Source organism: Pedobacter sp., assembly GCF_046462515.1.
Lineage (GTDB): Bacteria > Bacteroidota > Bacteroidia > Sphingobacteriales > Sphingobacteriaceae > Pedobacter.
This window is the reverse complement of record NZ_JBKGVD010000004.1, coordinates 206,532-224,366: the sequence shown is the minus strand read 5'-3', so window position 1 is coordinate 224,366 and position 17,835 is coordinate 206,532. Positions and strand designations below refer to the sequence as shown.

Here is a 17,835-nt window from a genome sequence, read left to right as displayed (position 1 = left end):
AAACTGTTTCCTATTTTTATGAAAAACAAATATTATGGAATATATAAGCGGTATTTTACTTTTCTTGTTACTGATTGTACTTTTAGGCTCTTTTGTAACGGTTAAACAGGGAACTATTGCGGTGGTCACCGTATTTGGCAAATATAGAAGGCAGTTACCTCCCGGATTAAATTTTAAAATTCCTTTAATCGAACAAATCCATGCACGTATATCGGTGCAAAATCGTTCTGTAGAACTTTCTTTTCAAGCCGTTACGCAAGATCAGGCCAATGTTTATTTTAAAGCAATGCTACTTTATTCTGTGTTAGACCAGAATGAAGAAACTATAAAAAATGTAGCTTTTAAATTTGTGGATCAAAATAACCTTATGCAAGCGTTGATCAGAACTATTGAAGGTTCGATACGAGCTTATGTAGCTACCCAAAAACAGGCCAACGTACTTGCACAACGTAATGAAATAGTTGAGCATGTAAAACATCAGATAGATCCTGTTTTAGAAACCTGGGGCTATCATTTACAAGATCTTCAACTTAACGACATCACATTTGATGAAGAAATTATGCGTTCAATGAGTAGGGTAGTGGCTTCTAATAACTTAAAAGCCGCTGCAGAGAATGAAGGACAGGCACTTCTAATTACCAAAACCAAGGGAGCGGAGGCCGATGGTAATGCCATTAAAATAGCCGCAACTGCAGAGCGTGAAGCTGCACAGTTACGTGGACAGGGTATTGCTTTGTTTAGAGAGGAAGTAGCAAAAGGTATGACCAATGCTGCCCAGGAAATGCAACAGGCCAATTTAGATACTTCGGTAATTTTATTTACCATGTGGACTGAAGCGATTAAACAGTTTGCAGAGTATAGTGAAGGTAATGTGATCTTTTTGGATGGGAGTACAGACGGTATGAACAATACTATGAAACAACTGATGGCTATGCAACTGAATAAGCAGGCCGAACCTAAAAAAAGCTGAGCCAATTAAACAGTTAAAAAGCGAGAGAAAATTGAACTCTCGCTTTTTTATTTCCTGTAATAAATGGTTTCGGTAGCTTTAGCTTCAACACCATCAGGAGAGATGTTAAACGCTCTGATTAAAAACTGTTCAGAGTTCATGATTTCTAACTCGGTACGCCAGCCCCAGCGCTCCGGATATTCTAAACTGCCATAGCTTCCCAATACCCAAAACCCTTTTTTATTTTCCTCACCTTCAGAAAGCATGATACCTGTACCCATATGGAAACTATCCACCCAGCTGCATTGGCATTTGTTGTTGTCTAAATCGAAACCCCATATCATAATTCCTTCAAAAGTTTTACCCTGTACACTGCCTTTATATTCATAACGGATAAATCTTTCGTCTAAAACAGCAGTGATCTTCGCTTCCATTGGAGATTCATCAGCCAGTACATCTTTTTCAAACCAGGTTCGTGTATTTCCATCCCAGTTGCCAATTAATGTATGGAGTTTCCAATGTGGGCCACTTTCTTTTGAAATGTCAAATTTACTTTTGCTCATTCTTCTAATATAAGTATTTTATTTAGCTTTACCTACACACATAAAGTGTAACAGATGAAATCAAATTTTATAAAAATCCTGCTGTTTTTTACATGTATGGTATTGGCATGCCGTAACGATAAGAAGCCTGTGCAGGCACTGGTAAAAGATGATGAACAGCAATATTATAATGCGATTATAGGCTGGCACATTAATGTTCCTTTGGGCTATAGGCAGACTCATGAAAACAGTTTAAAACTGAATGATGAGAACGGTAAAAACGCAGTTAAACAAAATTACAATACTGAGATTAACACAGATAGCATTGTGCACCTGCTTAGTTTTCAAAAAAATCAATTCAATCTTTTTGATTCAACCCTAAAGAAATTTGATGCAAAGCGGGATGGAGATTATTTTAAAAATAATGCTGCCACGCAAAAAATGCTTTATGATATTTATGCCGCACAAAAAATCAAGATAGATACTTCTACTTTTACCCAGAAAATATCAGGTGTAGCTTTTCAGGGATTTAACATCAAAATTTATGGGCCTAATGGCAGTATTGTTATGCAACAACAGATGTATGCCGCGTTAATTAAGGGATACGATCTGGGAATAAATATTTCATTTAACAACGAAGCAGATAAAGATGTTCTGTTGAACGCTTTAAGAACTTCAACCTTTGAAAAGTAAAATATGTCATCACATCATATTGTAAAAGAAAAACAAGAACCGGCCCTGTATATTCATGAACTGGGTAGTTTTGATGAAGAATATTTAGGGCAGCTTTTAGAATGGAGTCCCACTATTATTACCTCGGTGCATGAATATGAAAAAGTAGTGTCATTGGGTTTAAAGGTAGATTTTGTAATAGGAGATACGGGTACCAGTTTATTGCAGGAACATACTAAAATTATTACAGCTGAAGGAAGCTTAATGGATACAGCTTTGAGGTACCTGATTGCCGAGAAATATCCTGCTGTGAATATTATCAGTAAGATTAGCAAATTTGATGACCTGATTGATTTTGTACCTTATATTAATATTGTCCTTTTTACAGGGAATGAAAAATATTATGTGATTAAAAAGGATTTTAGTGTTTGGAAACCTAAAGATTCGATTTTTTTAATCGACATTATATCTTATTTTGAAACAGATAACCTGGAACAGCAGGAGGATGGTACTTTTGTAGTAATAGAAGACGGAATGGTAAGCTTTAATTTTAATACCCCATTTTTATTTATAGGAGAGCGCATATGATCACATTGAGAAAAGCAAAAGAACAGGATCTATCTGTTATAGCCGATATTGCAGAAAGAACATGGCCCTTAACTTATGGTGATATCATAAGTTCTGAGCAACTGCGCTATATGCTGGATAGAATGTATAACCACGCAGAATTATTGTTACAGCTAGAAAAAGGGCATACCTTCCTCATTCTGAGTAATGATATGATAGATATTGGTTTTGCTGGCTTCTCTGCAGACGAAAATGAAAGTAATGTATATAAGCTACATAAGCTTTATGTTTTACCTGATGCTCATGGTGGTGGTTTTGGTAAATTTCTGATCAATGAAGTGGTAGATCAGGTGCGTAAAGCAGGAGGTGCATATTTACAGCTTAATGTAAACAGAGCTAATAAAGCAAAGGATTTTTACGAGAGAATGGGCTTTAGGGTAAAAGAAACGGTAGATATTGATATTGGTAATGGTTATTATATGAACGATTACGTAATGGAAATTGCACTTTAAAATATAAAAAAGAGGATGTTTAATTTAAACGTCCTCTTTTTTATAGATAATTTTCGGATCTATCTTCTGGTTTCAAGCTTAGGAATACGTGTAGGTGTATCTTTACCTGCAATAATGCTTACCGCGCTTTTTGCAATTGCTTTAATGGTTGATAAGATATTATCTACATCAAGTGTCGAATACTCATCTTTAACCGTATGATAGAACTTATCTATGTCAATCTGGTCTGTACTGATGGTATGTGCTGGTACACCTAAAGCAGCTAACGTAGCGTTATCACTTCTATAGAAAAGATTTTGATCTTTGTAGGGGTCCGGATGGAAGGTAAACTCTGTACCTTCTAAATTCTTTTGCAGAATTTGTCCGAAATCTGATTTCTCATAACCGGTAATGAAAGCGGTGTTCTTACCAAATTTACTGTCTTTACCAATCATTTCTATATTGAACATCGCTACTACGTCGTCAGGATTTAATTTCTGAGAGAAATAACGCGCTCCAAAGCCGCCAATCTCTTCGGCAGTAAAGGCCACAAAGATTAAAGTACGTTCGTTCTTGTTCAGTTTTTTATAGTACTTAGCTAAAGCTATTACTGCAGATGTACCAGAAGCATCATCATCTGCGCCGTTCATGATACTATCGCCTTCTAAAGGTTTAACAATACCCATATGATCGTAATGTCCGCTAAAGATTACCAACTCCTTAGCTTTAGATTTACCTGGTATCATACCTGCAACGTTAAATAAAGGCGATTTGGTAACAGTATTTTTAAGCTCTACTTTAAAATCGTTTTGTACATGATCTACATCTAAAACAAAAACTACAGCACTCCCGGCACCTGCTTTGTAGTCTTTTTCATCAACAATAGCACCTCTGCCTGCAAATCCTTTTAAACGTTTAAAAGCATCTACAAATTTAACATCTACTAAAACTAACTGGTTTTTAGTGCTTCTTGATAAGGTTCTGTACTGGCTGATAAAATCTTTGCTTTCATCTAATTTAATCCATCCTTCACTGTTACCTTTATCAAAAGTGAGACTTTCGGCAGTATTATTACCGGCTACTAAAATGTTCTCAGCAGCAATAGCTTTACCGTCTATGGTAACCTTGGCTTCGGCTGGTTTAATCTGGTATTTGTAGAAGGTTTGGCGGTAACCATTCTCTCCATCAAGAGGTTTAAGACCAATTTCTTTAAATTCTTTCTCAATAAATGTAGCCGCTTTATCAATGCCCGGCGAAAAAGTTGCACGCCCCTGCATATCATCGCTGCTCAGGGTTTTAATTAAATGATCAACATAATCTTTGGTAATGATTTTATCGATCTGCTGGGCATAACTTAAAGAAGCTATCCATACTAAGGCTAAGGTATAAATTGTTTTTTTCATGCGTTTATTTGTGATTACTTGATCTGCGAATTTAACCAATTTTCTCTGAAAGTTTTTTGTGCTTCGGTTAAACTACCCCCTGTACTTTCTATAGTAACCAGTTCCATTATAGGATTTTCTAAAAATGTAAGACGGGTTGTTTTTTCCACACCCTGTCTTTTATAAACGATATCAACCGTATCGCCAGGTTTATGTTTTTCTGCAACTTTATCAAAATCGGTTACAGATTTTATTTCTGTTCCATCGGCTTTAATTAGCACATCATCAATATCAAGACCAGCATTATAAGCAGCAGATCCATTTAATGTTGCAGGTAATGTAATTTCGCCTTTGTTATCTGTTAAACGGCCCATATCATTATAAGCTTTTCCGGCAAATTTTTTCCTTAAAACTAATCCTGCATTTTTAAGTAATGCCTCATAATTTTCTTTTTTGGTAGAATAGATGTAGTTCTTGAAAAAGTTCGAGGCAAAAGAAGGATTTTTGGTTAGGGTAGCTAAGGTTTTTTCTAAATCGGGAATGGTGTAAGCGATTTCGGTTTTACCATAAGCTTTCCAAAGTGCACGCATATAATCGTCTAAAGTTAGGTTAAAATCACTGCGTAATCTCAAATCTAAAGCCAAGGCAACTGCGGCCCCATAGGTATAATATGAAGTAAAGATATTTTGCTTATTGGTTTGGTCTATAGATGTTGCCGCATCTGCAAATACCGCATACCTGCTCGATTGTACTGGTGAGAAGTTTTTGGCTCCCGGAGAATTCAGCACTGAATTTACCAAGCCATTAAACACCATTAATATATTTTCTAAGTTTCTAAAACCTGCTCGTTTAAGAACTAAGTTGCCATAGTATTGCGTAAAACCTTCGGCAATCCATAATTCGTCACTTACATTGGCCTGCGTAAAATTGAAAGGTTCTAAAGTTTTAGGGCGTAAGCGTTCTACGTTCCATGCATGAAAAAATTCATGAGAGAAAGTGCCTAATAAATTGCTTTCATATCCTTTGATGGTTGGCGTACGTTGAACAATTACTGTTGAGTTGCGGTGCTCCATGCCATCGCCAGCATAACTTGGATGTACACAGTGCAGAAAATAATAATTACCGTAATCAAAATTAGGAAGCTCTCCAAAAATGGCCTTCTGTTCGGCTACCATGGTTTCGAGCATTTTTGCATAATTATTAACTGCTTCTTGACTGTCATTTACATGTGAAACCAGATGAATGGTTTGTATTTTCCCATCAGGATTTTTTACCTGCCAGCTTGCTGTTTTATAATTGGCAATTTCTATGGGGCTATCCATAAAGAATTGAAAGTCTTTAGCATAGTAAGCACCGTTAGGCATAGGTTTAAGCTGAGTAGCTACTTTCCATTCAGGATTATTTTTGTAATCAAACTTAACCAGCCGAGGTCTTTTGTCCATTCCTACCGGAAAAGCAAAGGTAGAAGGAATATTCATGTGGGCGTGGTCCTGGTCAAAAGCCGCATAAGTGCCATCAACCCAATTACCAAATACGGTATAAGTTACTTTTACGGTTGAAGTAGGTCTGGTTACCTCATAAACATCGCCTGCCGGTTGTTTTAAATTTAATGCCTTGCCGCTTTGGTCAAAAGCTTTAAGGTTATAAATATTTTTACCAAACTCATGTGTGGCATATCTGCCTGGCGAAGAGCGGCTAAAACGGATTTTTAAAGGCTGGTTCAAAGGAACATTCGGTATAAGCATTGAAACCTGTGCCTCGTGGTGGTTAGCGTTTGGAAAACTAACCTGATAGCTGATTTCCTGCTGAGCATTTACGGTAAATGCCAGCGCTAAAGCTGCGGTAGTGAAAATAAATTTCTTCATGTTATAAATTTATAGATTGAAATTAATATTTACCGCTTAATTTTTGGCTTTTGTGAACCTATTGTTACTTGTTCTGTTAATTTATTTTGAAAGATGTGATCTAAACGCTCTGTCTGTGGCGTACATGACAGATTGGATGGTTTTAGGAATAATGTTTTTATTGTGGTTACAATTTATTACAAAGCAACTTAATCGGTACCCTGAATTTATTTCAGGTATTTCTATCTTATGATATTTAAATTTTAGCGAGCTTAAAAACCCTTATCTTTTTTCTTTAATTGTATTTCTTCAATTCTGTCTTCTATACCGGATTGTACACGTTGTAGGTGGGTTTGATCTGTTACTTCAATCTCAAAATCTCGGTCTTTATCAGAAGTATGATTTTCTATCTGTTCGGCATTGAGTATGGCATGGTCATAAGTACCTTTTCCGCTCATTAATTTTACAAATACAGGCAAACATTCAAAGAATATAAAAAGGAGCCCGATAAATGTTACAGCCATGGCAGTGCCTGTATCGCGGGTGCCATCTTGTTTATAACCTATTTGCCCTAAAGCCCAGTTTCTATCGGCAAAACCAGCAATAGCACTAAGACTATCTAATTGTTTTGAGGTGTATAACTTCTCACTCATTAAACCATCAAATTGTTTTCTTCCATCTATAAATGATTCCATTTTTTTAAGAGATGCATTTAAAGTATCCAGATCTTCTTCGCGTTTTTTAAGCTCTGCTTCTTTGCGTTTGGCATAAGGTCCATAACCCATTACGCCGGAAGTTTCGGAGGTCTTGCTCCCAAAAATCTCGAAGTTAAGTTTCTGACGATCGTTTTTAATGGTGGCTGCCATAGAATCACGCTGTTTTTTAATATCATTAAGCTTGCCTATTTCTATAGCATATTTATTTTCAAAAGCCTTATTTATCGTGTCTATTTTAGAACGCTGTCCGTTCAGGTAACTTACTTTTAGTTTTTCTTTGATTTCTTTATCAAATATTTTAAGCTCGAGAGGCCTTGAAATTACAATACCTATCATAATAGCTAGTAAAATACGGGGCGTGGCTTGTAAGATTTGCTTGTTGGTTGTGGCGTTTTTATTGATGCTGGATACAATATAACGATCCATATTAAAGATAGCCAAACCCCAGATTAGCCCAAATAATATTGCTGCAAGCCAGTCTAAATCAGAGCCTTTAAATACAAAATACATGGCGTACCCACCAGATAATGCCGCAAAAAGACCGGTAAAAAAGATAGTTGCACCAATACCAACATATTTGTTGTGTTCTGTAGGATGTTTCTGTAAGGTGCTGATATGCACTCCAGAGCAAAACCAGAAAAAACGCGTAAGATTATGCATTTGCTTTTTATTTATTATTAAACGCCCGTGGTATGCAGTTGTTACAAAAAAAATGAAATAGGAAACGAGTTTTATTTCTGTATAAATGTTTGTTTGCCAAAAGTAAAGCTCACTTAAGTGGATAGTGATATTACAGGGATTTATTTATATTTGAAAAAAAGAAATACACAATGAAAGAGATTACAGTTCAGGAACTAAAACAAAAAATTGATCAAAAAGAAGATTTTCAACTGATTGATGTTAGAGAAACCTTTGAGTACGAAATGTCGAATTTGGATGGGGTTAATATTCCTTTAGGAGGTATTTTAATTGAGGCTGATAAAATAGACAGAGATAAACCCGTAATTGTACAGTGTCGCAGTGGTAAAAGAAGTGCCGCAGCTATTATGCAATTGGAACAGGTACATGGTTTTGATAACCTGTATAATTTAAAAGGCGGCATTCTGGCCTGGCAAGAGGCTTTTGACCCAAATATGCCTATTTATTAATATTTGAAATAAAGAGTTGAGCTGTGTTCATTACCGAAGCCGCATTAATTCTACCTGCTCTCTTTAAAAAGAAGTATGAAACAGAAAATTTTTTTAAACGTTTTTTATAACATCGCTATAATCTGTTCAATTGTAGGAGCAAATTGGGCTTATAAGAATAACAGCCCACTAATTGTTGTGTTTTTCGCAGTTATGCTGATTGCATTTATTTACTTTAAATTCAGGCTTGCAAAACAGATTAGAAACGATCTGAAAAAATAGAAGAAGCGCTTAATTAAGCGCTTCTTCTATTTTATAAAATTGATTTGAGGATAATAACTGAATTACTGATTAAATAGATTCCGTTTCTCTCCGGTTAATCCTAAACCCGGCAGGTTGTTTAGCACGTATTTTCCTTCTCTAAATTCAGGACGGTCAAAAGGATTGTTTACCGTTAAAAAAGGCCCATCTAAATCAGCCCAGTTACAAAGAGGGGCCAAAGCAGCTCCAGCCAAGGTTGCAATAGAAGTCTCGCTCATACAGCCAACCAATATTTTCATATCATGGCTTTTGGCTTTTAAAATCATCTGGTGTGCCTCATACATTCCTGTGCTTTTCATCAGTTTGATGTTGATGCCATGGTAAGCACCTTTTAATCCATCAATATCAGCTAAGCGTTGAAAAGCTTCATCGGCCAGAATAGGAATAGGGCTACGCTCTGTAAGCCAGGCATTGCCTTCAATGTTATTTTTGTCCATAGGCTGTTCTATTAACAAAGCACCTTGGTCATGTAGCCAATAAATCATATCTATGGCCTGTTTTTTGTCGCTCCAACCCTGATTTGCATCTATAAAAAGCGGCAGATTGCTTACACTTCTAATGGTTTCGATGATTTCTTTATCGTTATCTCTGCCTAGTTTTATTTTAAGAACTTTGAAACCCTTTGCATCAGCCACTTTTTCTCTGATTACTTCAGGTGTATCAATACCAATAGTGTATGATGTTGCAGGCATTTTACTTACGTCTGCTCCATAAATTTCATGGCAAGCTTGGTTTAACATCTTGCCGTTCAGGTCATTTAAAGCAATATCAACGGCTGCTTTAACTGCAGGATTACCTGTAGTAACACTATCGAGATATGTATTGATTGAGGCAAAATCAAAAGGAAACTTAAATTGCTTCCAATCAATTTTACTCAAAAACGCATGAGCAGATTCAAAGCTTTCGCCCATGTAAGGAACCATACTGGCTTCACCATAGCCCGTAAAGCCTTCGTGATTTATTTTGAGCAGAAGCACAGGAGTACTTGTGCGGGTAAATTTTGATATAGAAAAAGGGTGTTTAAGTTGAAGTTCAAAATCCTTGTAACTAATTTCCATTATTTATCGTCTTAAAAATTAAGGTATGCAAATACTAAAAAGATTACTTTTGTAAAAATTGTAAAAAATACTAAACCAATGAAATTTTATTCAAGAATACCATATTTTATTTGTTTGCTTATGGTTCTTGCAGGTTGTACCACAGGAAAAAACGCACTACAAAAGGGTAATTATGAAGCAGCAGTGAGCAAAGCTGTAGACAGGTTAAAAAGCTCTCCTAAAAATAGCGAGGCATTAACCGTTTTATCTAAAGCTTATGATTTGTCTTTGAAAAATGGATTGAGAATAATTGATGAGGCTAAAATATCGACCAATGTTTTACGATGGGAAACTATTATGGAACAATATGGTAAAATTAACCGTATGGCTGATGAAATTAATGGGTGCCCGTCTTGTTTAGAAGTGGTACCTGCCCCTCGAAAATTTGTTCGTGAATATGAAGATGCCAGACTTAGATCGGCAGAGGTACGCTATGCTTTGGGCCAGAATTTGTTGAGCGAAAATACGAGGGAAAGTGCAAAAAAAGCCTTACAGAATTTTGAAATGGTGAAACAGTGGGTGCCAGGCTATAAAGATATCAATAATAAAATAGAAGATGCTTACTGGGCCTCTGTACTAAAAGTAGTGTTACGTCCTGTAATTGTAAATAGCGATTACTATAAATTAAGCAGCGATTATTTTCAGCAACAAATTGAAAATTATACGACTAATTACCGTAATAATAAGTATGTGGCCTTTTATACTGAAAAAGAAGCGAATGCTAAAAGATTGGTGCCAGATCAGGTGATTAACCTAAGGTTTGATGACTTTATAGTGGGCCAGACTTATGTAAAAGAAAAAGTAGAGAAGCTTAAAAAAGACAGTGTTGAGGTAGGTCGTACAAGAGATAATAAGCCTGTTTATGGTACGGTTACCGCAGAGTTAAGTGTATTTGAAAAAAGCATTTCTTCAAGCGGGCTTTTAGGTGTTACCATAAGCGACTGGCAAACCAGGAAAGTAGTAACTCAAAAAAAATTGCCTGGAACTTTTGTATGGACAGACAGCTGGGCAAGTTATAGAGGTGATGAAAGAGCATTAGACAGGAACCAGCTTGCGTTAACCAAACGAAGAGAAACCGTTCCTCCGCCTCCGCTCACTTTATTTGTAGAATTTACTAAACCTATTTACAGCCAGTTTGTAGATTATTTAAATAGTTACTACAGCAGATTTTAAGCTTAAAGTAATATAAAAGTTAAAAAATAAAACTTCTTAGGCAGCCTTATATTAATGCCTTAGTTTTGCAGGCTTATGAATACCGGACTCTATAATCCTTTTAAACTGTTTGATTTTAAAGGCAATAAGTGCTTTTTAACAGGCCTTTCTGTACCTGAACTCGTAATGATCAATCTGCTGCCTCAATGGTTGCTCAATATGGCTCAGCTTACAGGTAACGAACAGATCAAATTGTTAGATGAAAGTGTAAAATCATACAATAGTTTAAAGGTTCCATGCAATGAAGAAGTTTATCTGAAAAATATATTACCGCTTGAAAACCGAATAGAAAGAGCTTTTGCCGAAGGATATAAAGAAGTTTCTGTACTGCATGAGTTAGATCTGTTCCACTGGATAGGTAAGCTGATGTATGGATTTCTGTATTTAGAAATGCAGGCCGCTATACGTCTAAAACAATTGAGTGGAGATGGTATGAACATGTCGCAGGGGTTAATGCATAAGTTTGCAAATCTGCACACCATGTTACAAGGGTTATACACCGCTATAGAATTTGAAGAATTTAAGCCTTGGTCTATAGTCATAGTTCCCTTAGAAGATAAGGATACTCCTTTTTCCTTTAGAGATGAAATCAATACGCTCATCTTTTCTTTAAAATTTAAAGATTTCGGTATTATAGCTTGCTTGCAGGATAATGGTACCAATAAAAGGTATCATCAGGAAATCTTATCCTCAATACAAGATAAACAATTGAGCGGTCAGCAATTTGAAGAAATAGCGGCCCGTTTCTTTTACTCGGCTTATTTATTTAATCGTTTGCCCGAATACAATTACCTGCCGGTTAATGGAGTAGTGTATATTGATCAGATGCCTTTAAGAGGCATGCAAAACAAGCCTGTTTTTGATGAATGGGAACATAAAACCTATGCACAGGTGCTTGAAAATTTCTGGAAACCATGGGGCTTAACACTATTTGAAATTATTAAAAACCCCATGCAACCTGTTAGCTTCTTTGAGCCATCGCTATTGCCAGATGCTGGCTAATTGATCAATAAAATGTGGAATAATACCTCTTACCAAAAGAACAGTAAAAATTAATCCGGTAAGTGCACCAAAAAAATGAGCATCATGGTTAATATTATCGTTCGCATTTTTTGACATATACATACAATATACCAGATATAGTACCCCAAACAAGATAGCCGGCATAGGTATGAACATTACCCCGATCATGCTTAGAGGTTGAAATAAAATATAACTGAACAATACCGCACTGATTGCTCCAGATGCACCTAAGCTGTTATATCTGAAATCGTCTTTATGTCGCATTACAGTAGGCATATCGCTTAAAATTAGAGACCCGATATATAACAGCGAAAATTGCCAGTGGCCAATCATTACCTCCAAATTAAAAGCAAAGAAGAAAAAGGTAAACATATTAAAGAAGAGGTGCATCCAGTTGGCATGGATTAAACCACTGGTAACATAAGTGTATATTCTTTGCCCTCTTGAAACCGAATAAGGATGCAGCACAAATTTTGCATACAGATTATAGTTATTAAAAGCGTAAATACTGGTTAATATGGTTAAAACAAATATAGCTGATGCAACAGGGGCGGCATTAATATATTCCATGTGTTATTTTAAATTTAAATTGGTTCGTTCTTCTAACCTGCCTATAGGATAACGCATAAACGTAGGTTCGTAATAGGCGGAGTTCTTATAGATGAAATTAAGCTGAGCACTTCCACTTTTGGCAAACTCAGGATTTTTAGCCTTTTCATCTTCTAATTTCTTGCGTAAAGAAACATCATTTTTCAATAATTCTGCTGCGGTATCTTCAAAGATATAAGCTGAAAAATGTTCTTTCTGGCCTAAGATAGAATCAAAGAAATTCCAGTTAAAGAATGAATCCGTAGCCTGAGGCTCTAAAGTTTCTATAATGTAACGGTTTTTAGGTTGATTGGTAAAGACTATATAATCGCCTTCATAGAAATCAATGTCCTGTTTTAATTTGCTCACTTTTACATCATTGTGCAGGTAATGCCCCTCAAAAGGTCTTGATGCTGTTTTCATATCTTCGATATAATACATATCAACCTTTAAACGGCTGTCTTTGGTAAGTTGCTGTAGTTTTACACCATTTGTTCTGAGCAAATCAATTACCTTGTCCCATCCCTTAGGAATGATGTATGCGTAAGGTTTATTTACCTTTACCGATGGTTTAAAGGTATTGTATTCTTTGATAGTTTTGGTATAAGGAGCATTTCTATCATAATATAATCTGTCATAACCACTTACTTCACTTGGTTTTTGCTTTCCTTCAAATCCTTTGAACTCAATTTCATTGAACTGGCTGTTATCTAATTGCCACTCTAAAGGAAATTCAGTTTGGTTAGCAGTTAGTTCATTGGCTTTACGCTTGTTTTCTGTAATAATATGCGCATCACGATCTACGATGCTGATATAGGTTTCTAAAAGTTTATAGGTTGATTCAACCCGTTTATCATATGATTTAAGCATATGTGTTTCAGGCATAAAAGCAATCACATTATGTAGTGCCGCATAACCAGTCGAATAACGGGGTGTTTCTAAAAATCCTGTAATACCACTTTCTGGAGTTTGTTTAATAGAGTTTACATAAGGGATAAGTTCAAAACCTTTATCTTTCATATTCCTGTAAAGATAAGGGAGCATGGTCTGCGTTAAATATGATGATAGTATCGGATTTAACTTATCTTTTTGCGTAGGGATCAGAGTCATGGTATATTGATAATCTGCTCCGTTGCTGGTATGCGTATCCACAAAAATATCAGGGTCCCACGTGTTAAAAATCTGCTGGAAAGTATAAGCATTTTTCGAATCGGTTTTGATAAAGTCTCTGTTCAGATCTAAATTCCTTGAATTGCCTCTAAATCCATAAGCAACCGGGCCGTTTTGATTAGCCCTTGACGTACCTGTTCGGTTAAAGCTTCCGTCAATATTATAGAGAGGAATAATACAGATTACGGTATGCTGCGGAAGCTTGTTATTTTTTAACAGGTCGCGGCTTAACATCATACTTGCATCTACACCTTCAGGTTCGCCCGGATGGATGCCATTGTTTATCAATAGAATGGCTTTGTGCTGCTTCTTAATTTCTGCCTGATTAAATACACCTTCTTTTGAAAGTACCAGCACATTTAAAGGTTTGCCAAAATCTGTGCTTCCGTAGCTAAGTAGCTTGGCCTGTTTAGGATATTGTTTCGCTATTTCCTGGTAGAAAGAAATGGCCTGATCATACGTTGTGGTTTCTTGCCCTTTGCTTTTTTCAAAGGGTGTAACCTGAGCATTGGTATCTGTCATAAAGACGAAGGTTAGAAGTGTAAAACAGAAGTACAGTGGTTTCATAAAAAAATCTTTGCTATAAATTTAAGCTACAATTATTCAAATAATGATGTATATGAAATTTTTATTACCAAAAATCTATAGGACCAAAAGAATAACGTAAACCAAAAGATATTACATTATAAACGTCTATTCCTGTGTTTTTGAATTTGGTTTTCGGGTCGTCATATCCGTCTAATCCTTCGCCAAAAGTAAAATTACTCTGAAAATTAAAATGAACAGCAAAAATGCTGTCGCCGGCATAATCTTTTAGTGGAATATAAAGACCCGTATTAAAGGATAACAGAGTATTAAGACTTTCGTCTTTACCCGGAAAAATATAGCTAGAGCCGGGTTTCTGACGAATAATATTTGTCATTTTATTCTTAATTATCCCAAAACCAGGGCCCACATAAAAATTTTTCAAAGCAGCAAGAGTTTCATTTTCTGTTAATGGAAAGAAATTTCCTAAAAATAATTTAGTATTTAAGGAAATGGCCTTATAATTATTTACAAAATAACGTTGATGCGGATCAGAAGATGAACTTCCTCCGGTTAAATTGCCGGTCTGTAGGTTAAACCCCAGATTAGCATAAGGTGTAAAATAATAGTCTAAATTTGCAGAAACCGTTGCTTTTGATCTTTTGGTATCAAGATCTGCATAGACCACGTTGGCACCAACAAGAAACTCAGCCGCAAATTTATTGTAATAAACTTGGCTGAAGCATGTTTTACAGCAAAAAAGAACAAATAGTAGTGTTAGGTTTTTTATCAAAAAGGCATTAATTATTTAATGTAATATTATAAATAATCAATGAGAAAAGAAACTTAAACTCTGGTAATAAGTAAGTTACAATGGTTATCTTACAGGTTTGTTTGTAAGGCCCATGAAACCGAAATTATATCTTACACCTACAGAGAAATAAGTATATAAATCAGGGCTTACATTTTTGAATTTGGTTTTTGGATCATCATATCCATCTAGCCCTTCACCAAAGGTAAAATTAGTCTGATAATTAATATTGATGCCATATCTGATATCTCCCCATTGATCAGGAAAATAGAAGTCTATACCTACATTAATTGGAACAGCAGCATTTACACTTTTATCCTTACCAGGAAAAACATATCCACTTCCATCAGGCTTAGTTCTTATGATGTCTTTCATGTTATTGAGAATAACGCCTACCCCTGTACCAATGTAAAAGCCTTTGGTATAATTAAGTAAATCGTTATAATAGAAATCTGTAAACTGTCCAAGTCTTACTTTTCCACCTAATGTTATTGCTGTATAAGTGTTGGAAAACGCTCTGTTGTGGGGATCGGTTTTTACATCACCTCCTTTAACCGTACCCATCTGAAATTCTAAACCACTCGTAATAAATGGAGTAAGGTAATACTCTGCTGTGCCATAACCAGCCAGACCGAATTTTCCTTTTTTAACATCTGTGAAAGAGTAAGTACCTCCGGCGCCCAGCCCAACGCCCAGTTTGTAAAAATTAGATTGAGCGTATGTAACTGAAGTAAAAATGCTTAGAATTAAAGCGGCACAAATTTTTTTCAAGTTCTTATGAATTAGGTGCTTTATTACAAAAATATAATTTTATTGAAAACTTTTAGTATTAACTTTGAAATTATGCTAAATATCAAAATTAATTCAAATTCGCTTACAGAGCGGTTTATAAAATATGCTAAAATAGATACCCAGTCAGATCCTTTTTCTCCTTCCATTCCTTCTACCGAAAAACAAAAGAATCTGGGGAAATTATTGGCTGATGAACTTTTGGACTTAGGTTTATCTGATGCACATTTAGATGAGTGGGGGTATGTATACGCAACACTTCCATCAAATAGCGATAAAAAAGTGCCAGTTGTGTGCTTTTGTTCTCATATGGACACTTCGCCAGATTCCTGTGGAGAAAATGTAAAACCTATTGTGCATAAGAACTATCAGGGCGAAGATTTGATATTACCTGATGATCATACCGTTGTTTTAAAAATGGCAGATCATAAAGACCTGAAAAATCAGATTGGAAACGACATCATTACAGCAAGTGGAACAACTTTGCTGGGAGCAGATAATAAGGCCGGCGTTGCAGAAATAATGGAGGCAGTTACTTATCTGGTGCAAAATCCTGAAATAAAGCATGGAGATATCAAAATTCTCTTTACGCCTGATGAAGAAATTGGAAGAGGTGTTGACAAAGCCGATTTAGAAAAATTAGGTGCTGATCTTGCCTATACCATTGATGGCGAAACATTAGGTTCTATTGAAGATGAAACTTTTTCGGCTGATGGAGCAGTGCTTACAATTAATGGCATTAGCGCTCATCCGGGATTTGCCAAAGGTAAAATGGAAAGCGCTATTAAAATTGCAGGAGATATTCTTGCGGCTTTACCTAAAGATCGCCTTTCTCCTGAAAGTACACATCATAAAGAGGGTTTTGTGCATCCGGTAGGAATGAGCGGAAGTGTTGAGCAGGCCGAAATCAGATTTATCATCCGCGATTTTGATGATGAACTTTTAAAAGCTCATGCCGACTTAATTGAAAAAACGGTAAAAAATGTATTAAAACATTATCCTCATTCTTCGTACCGGTTAGATGTAAAAGCCCAGTACAGAAACATGAAACGCATTTTAGACCAATACCCTTATATCATTGAAAATGGAGTAGAAGCCATTAGAAGAGCAGGAGTTGAACCTAAAAAGCAAAGTATAAGAGGCGGAACAGATGGATCACGTTTATCATACATGGGCTTGCCCTGTCCTAATATTTTTGCAGGTGAACATGCTTTTCATAGCAAGCAGGAATGGGTATCGGTACAGGATATGGTAAAGGCGACAGAAACTATTATTCATATTGCCAATATATATGAAGAAAAAGCTTAATGTAAAATAAGCTGAGCTAAATACTGATCATATTCATCTTCTATGATGATCTTGCAACTCCATCCATGCTTAAGTGCTAATGTTTTAAGTGTGGATGGATCTATGTAAAGCCATTTAAACCACTCACCCTTTTCACCTTTATATTCGTAAGCATAATTTACTTCGCCAAAATATTGGTCTTTTGGTTTGATGCTATTCTCATATAAATAGCTGATGTCTGAACTATCAAAAATAAGTGTGCCTTTGGGATTAAGTAGGGTTTTAGCAATTTCTAAAAAATGTTCTAGACCATCTAAAGTTCTGGTTAATCCAATACCATTCATTAAAAGTAAAAGCGTATCAAATTTACCTTTGTAGGTAAAAATATCCTGATGCAAGGCCTGTTTTACACCACGCTGTTTCATGATATTAACAGCATTTAAAGAAGTATCAATAGCTGTAATATCTTTATGTTGTTTCTGAAGAATTAAAGCATGGCTGCCAACTCCAGCGCCTATGTCTAAGATACTTCCTTGGCATAAATCTATTGCTTTTAGTTCGATTTCTGGCATTTCTTCTTCTTCTCTGAAGAAAACATCTACCGGCATTTCTTCTGTTTCGCCATAGCTGTTATGCAGCCAGAGTGTTTGGCTTTGATTGTTTTTATAAAAGTCTAATAATGCACTACCATAAATATCCATAAACAAAGATAAAAAATGGCA

The 17,835-nt window shown here is 35.8% G+C and carries 19 protein-coding genes; 9 read left to right on the top strand and 10 right to left on the bottom strand.

Annotated features, from left to right (window positions below):
- The first annotated feature begins 34 nt into the window (after positions 1-34).
- A complete protein-coding gene (locus ACLHG9_RS04490) occupies positions 35-970 on the top strand; it encodes an SPFH domain-containing protein (protein WP_410220327.1) in 936 nt (311 codons plus the stop codon).
- Positions 971-1,017: 47 nt separating this feature from the next.
- Here the strand turns inward: ACLHG9_RS04490 and ACLHG9_RS04485 are convergent, their stop codons facing one another.
- On the bottom strand, positions 1,018-1,512 hold the full coding sequence (locus ACLHG9_RS04485; protein WP_410220326.1) for a DUF1579 family protein: 495 nt from the start codon (positions 1,510-1,512) through the stop codon (positions 1,018-1,020).
- Positions 1,513-1,566: 54 nt separating this feature from the next.
- Here ACLHG9_RS04485 and ACLHG9_RS04480 point away from each other — a divergent pair, with 54 nt between their 5' ends.
- From ACLHG9_RS04480 to ACLHG9_RS04470, 3 genes are read left to right on the top strand one after another with little or no spacing between them, the layout of a single operon-like run.
- Positions 1,567-2,184 (top strand): hypothetical protein, encoded by a 618-nt coding sequence (locus tag ACLHG9_RS04480; RefSeq protein ID WP_410220325.1) that lies wholly within the window; start codon positions 1,567-1,569, stop codon positions 2,182-2,184.
- Between the two features lie 3 nt (positions 2,185-2,187).
- A complete protein-coding gene (locus ACLHG9_RS04475) occupies positions 2,188-2,751 on the top strand; it encodes a thiamine pyrophosphokinase (RefSeq protein WP_410220324.1) in 564 nt (187 codons plus the stop codon).
- A complete protein-coding gene (locus tag ACLHG9_RS04470; RefSeq protein WP_410220323.1) occupies positions 2,748-3,242 on the top strand; it encodes a GNAT family N-acetyltransferase in 495 nt (164 codons plus the stop codon). The genes ACLHG9_RS04475 and ACLHG9_RS04470 overlap by 4 nt, the downstream gene beginning before the upstream one ends.
- A gap of 59 nt (positions 3,243-3,301) precedes the next feature.
- Here the strand turns inward: ACLHG9_RS04470 and ACLHG9_RS04465 are convergent, their stop codons facing one another.
- The 3 genes from ACLHG9_RS04465 to ACLHG9_RS04455 form a co-directional block, all read right to left on the bottom strand.
- Positions 3,302-4,624: a M20/M25/M40 family metallo-hydrolase gene (locus tag ACLHG9_RS04465; RefSeq protein ID WP_410220322.1), complete on the bottom strand. Its 1,323-nt coding sequence runs from the start codon at positions 4,622-4,624 to the stop codon at positions 3,302-3,304.
- Positions 4,625-4,638: 14 nt separating this feature from the next.
- Complete coding sequence (locus tag ACLHG9_RS04460; protein ID WP_410220321.1) at positions 4,639-6,468, bottom strand: M61 family metallopeptidase; 1,830 nt, start codon at positions 6,466-6,468, stop codon at positions 4,639-4,641.
- A 251-nt stretch (positions 6,469-6,719) separates the two neighbouring features.
- Entirely contained in the window at positions 6,720-7,823 is a 1,104-nt protein-coding gene (locus ACLHG9_RS04455) for a DUF4407 domain-containing protein (RefSeq protein ID WP_410220320.1), read from the bottom strand.
- A 170-nt stretch (positions 7,824-7,993) separates the two neighbouring features.
- Here ACLHG9_RS04455 and ACLHG9_RS04450 point away from each other — a divergent pair, with 170 nt between their 5' ends.
- Positions 7,994-8,311: a rhodanese-like domain-containing protein gene (locus ACLHG9_RS04450; protein WP_410220319.1), complete on the top strand. Its 318-nt coding sequence runs from the start codon at positions 7,994-7,996 to the stop codon at positions 8,309-8,311.
- 75 nt (positions 8,312-8,386) lie between these two features.
- Complete coding sequence (locus ACLHG9_RS04445; protein WP_410220318.1) at positions 8,387-8,572, top strand: DUF6358 family protein; 186 nt, start codon at positions 8,387-8,389, stop codon at positions 8,570-8,572.
- A gap of 62 nt (positions 8,573-8,634) precedes the next feature.
- Here the strand turns inward: ACLHG9_RS04445 and ACLHG9_RS04440 are convergent, their stop codons facing one another.
- Positions 8,635-9,669, bottom strand: a complete 1,035-nt coding sequence (locus ACLHG9_RS04440; RefSeq protein WP_410220317.1) for a dipeptide epimerase — start codon at positions 9,667-9,669, stop codon at positions 8,635-8,637.
- A 78-nt stretch (positions 9,670-9,747) separates the two neighbouring features.
- Between ACLHG9_RS04440 and ACLHG9_RS04435 the strand changes: the two genes are divergently transcribed.
- Complete coding sequence (locus ACLHG9_RS04435; protein ID WP_410220316.1) at positions 9,748-10,881, top strand: hypothetical protein; 1,134 nt, start codon at positions 9,748-9,750, stop codon at positions 10,879-10,881.
- Between the two features lie 75 nt (positions 10,882-10,956).
- Positions 10,957-11,922: a hypothetical protein gene (locus ACLHG9_RS04430; RefSeq protein WP_410220315.1), complete on the top strand. Its 966-nt coding sequence runs from the start codon at positions 10,957-10,959 to the stop codon at positions 11,920-11,922.
- Here the strand turns inward: ACLHG9_RS04430 and ACLHG9_RS04425 are convergent.
- The 4 genes from ACLHG9_RS04425 to ACLHG9_RS04410 all read right to left on the bottom strand — a co-directional run bounded on the left by ACLHG9_RS04425 (position 11,902) and on the right by ACLHG9_RS04410 (position 15,808).
- Positions 11,902-12,513 (bottom strand): rhomboid family intramembrane serine protease, encoded by a 612-nt coding sequence (locus ACLHG9_RS04425; RefSeq protein ID WP_410220314.1) that lies wholly within the window; start codon positions 12,511-12,513, stop codon positions 11,902-11,904. The two genes, ACLHG9_RS04430 and ACLHG9_RS04425, sit on opposite strands and share 21 nt — an antisense overlap.
- Before the next feature lie 3 nt (positions 12,514-12,516).
- The gene (locus ACLHG9_RS04420) at positions 12,517-14,223 is read right to left on the bottom strand and encodes a M14 family zinc carboxypeptidase (protein WP_410220313.1); all 1,707 of its coding nucleotides are present in this window, start codon (positions 14,221-14,223) and stop codon (positions 12,517-12,519) included.
- A gap of 109 nt (positions 14,224-14,332) precedes the next feature.
- A complete protein-coding gene (locus tag ACLHG9_RS04415; RefSeq protein WP_410220312.1) occupies positions 14,333-14,914 on the bottom strand; it encodes a hypothetical protein in 582 nt (193 codons plus the stop codon).
- Positions 14,915-15,103: 189 nt separating this feature from the next.
- Positions 15,104-15,808, bottom strand: a complete 705-nt coding sequence (locus tag ACLHG9_RS04410; protein ID WP_410220311.1) for a hypothetical protein — start codon at positions 15,806-15,808, stop codon at positions 15,104-15,106.
- 72 nt (positions 15,809-15,880) lie between these two features.
- On the opposite strand from ACLHG9_RS04410, the gene pepT reads away from it, so the two are divergent.
- Positions 15,881-17,134 (top strand): peptidase T, encoded by a 1,254-nt coding sequence (gene pepT, locus ACLHG9_RS04405; RefSeq protein WP_410220310.1) that lies wholly within the window; start codon positions 15,881-15,883, stop codon positions 17,132-17,134.
- On the opposite strand, the gene ACLHG9_RS04400 is transcribed toward pepT, so the two are convergent.
- Positions 17,131-17,814: a methyltransferase domain-containing protein gene (locus ACLHG9_RS04400; protein ID WP_410220309.1), complete on the bottom strand. Its 684-nt coding sequence runs from the start codon at positions 17,812-17,814 to the stop codon at positions 17,131-17,133. The genes pepT and ACLHG9_RS04400 overlap by 4 nt on opposite strands.
- Between the last annotated feature and the right edge of the window lie 21 nt (positions 17,815-17,835).

What these genes read in the sequence shown, in the direction of transcription:
- ACLHG9_RS04490 (WP_410220327.1), top strand. Translation starts at nt 35, where the DNA reads ATGGAATATATAAGCGGTATTTTACTTTTCTTGTTACTGATTGTACTT.
- ACLHG9_RS04485 (WP_410220326.1), bottom strand. Translation starts at nt 1,512, where the DNA reads ATGAGCAAAAGTAAATTTGACATTTCAAAAGAAAGTGGCCCACATTGG.
- ACLHG9_RS04480 (WP_410220325.1), top strand. Translation starts at nt 1,567, where the DNA reads ATGAAATCAAATTTTATAAAAATCCTGCTGTTTTTTACATGTATGGTA.
- ACLHG9_RS04475 (WP_410220324.1), top strand. Translation starts at nt 2,188, where the DNA reads ATGTCATCACATCATATTGTAAAAGAAAAACAAGAACCGGCCCTGTAT.
- ACLHG9_RS04470 (WP_410220323.1), top strand. Translation starts at nt 2,748, where the DNA reads ATGATCACATTGAGAAAAGCAAAAGAACAGGATCTATCTGTTATAGCC.
- ACLHG9_RS04465 (WP_410220322.1), bottom strand. Translation starts at nt 4,624, where the DNA reads ATGAAAAAAACAATTTATACCTTAGCCTTAGTATGGATAGCTTCTTTA.
- ACLHG9_RS04460 (WP_410220321.1), bottom strand. Translation starts at nt 6,468, where the DNA reads ATGAAGAAATTTATTTTCACTACCGCAGCTTTAGCGCTGGCATTTACC.
- ACLHG9_RS04455 (WP_410220320.1), bottom strand. Translation starts at nt 7,823, where the DNA reads ATGCATAATCTTACGCGTTTTTTCTGGTTTTGCTCTGGAGTGCATATC.
- ACLHG9_RS04450 (WP_410220319.1), top strand. Translation starts at nt 7,994, where the DNA reads ATGAAAGAGATTACAGTTCAGGAACTAAAACAAAAAATTGATCAAAAA.
- ACLHG9_RS04445 (WP_410220318.1), top strand. Translation starts at nt 8,387, where the DNA reads ATGAAACAGAAAATTTTTTTAAACGTTTTTTATAACATCGCTATAATC.
- ACLHG9_RS04440 (WP_410220317.1), bottom strand. Translation starts at nt 9,669, where the DNA reads ATGGAAATTAGTTACAAGGATTTTGAACTTCAACTTAAACACCCTTTT.
- ACLHG9_RS04435 (WP_410220316.1), top strand. Translation starts at nt 9,748, where the DNA reads ATGAAATTTTATTCAAGAATACCATATTTTATTTGTTTGCTTATGGTT.
- ACLHG9_RS04430 (WP_410220315.1), top strand. Translation starts at nt 10,957, where the DNA reads ATGAATACCGGACTCTATAATCCTTTTAAACTGTTTGATTTTAAAGGC.
- ACLHG9_RS04425 (WP_410220314.1), bottom strand. Translation starts at nt 12,513, where the DNA reads ATGGAATATATTAATGCCGCCCCTGTTGCATCAGCTATATTTGTTTTA.
- ACLHG9_RS04420 (WP_410220313.1), bottom strand. Translation starts at nt 14,223, where the DNA reads ATGACAGATACCAATGCTCAGGTTACACCCTTTGAAAAAAGCAAAGGG.
- pepT (WP_410220310.1), top strand. Translation starts at nt 15,881, where the DNA reads ATGCTAAATATCAAAATTAATTCAAATTCGCTTACAGAGCGGTTTATA.
- ACLHG9_RS04400 (WP_410220309.1), bottom strand. Translation starts at nt 17,814, where the DNA reads ATGGATATTTATGGTAGTGCATTATTAGACTTTTATAAAAACAATCAA.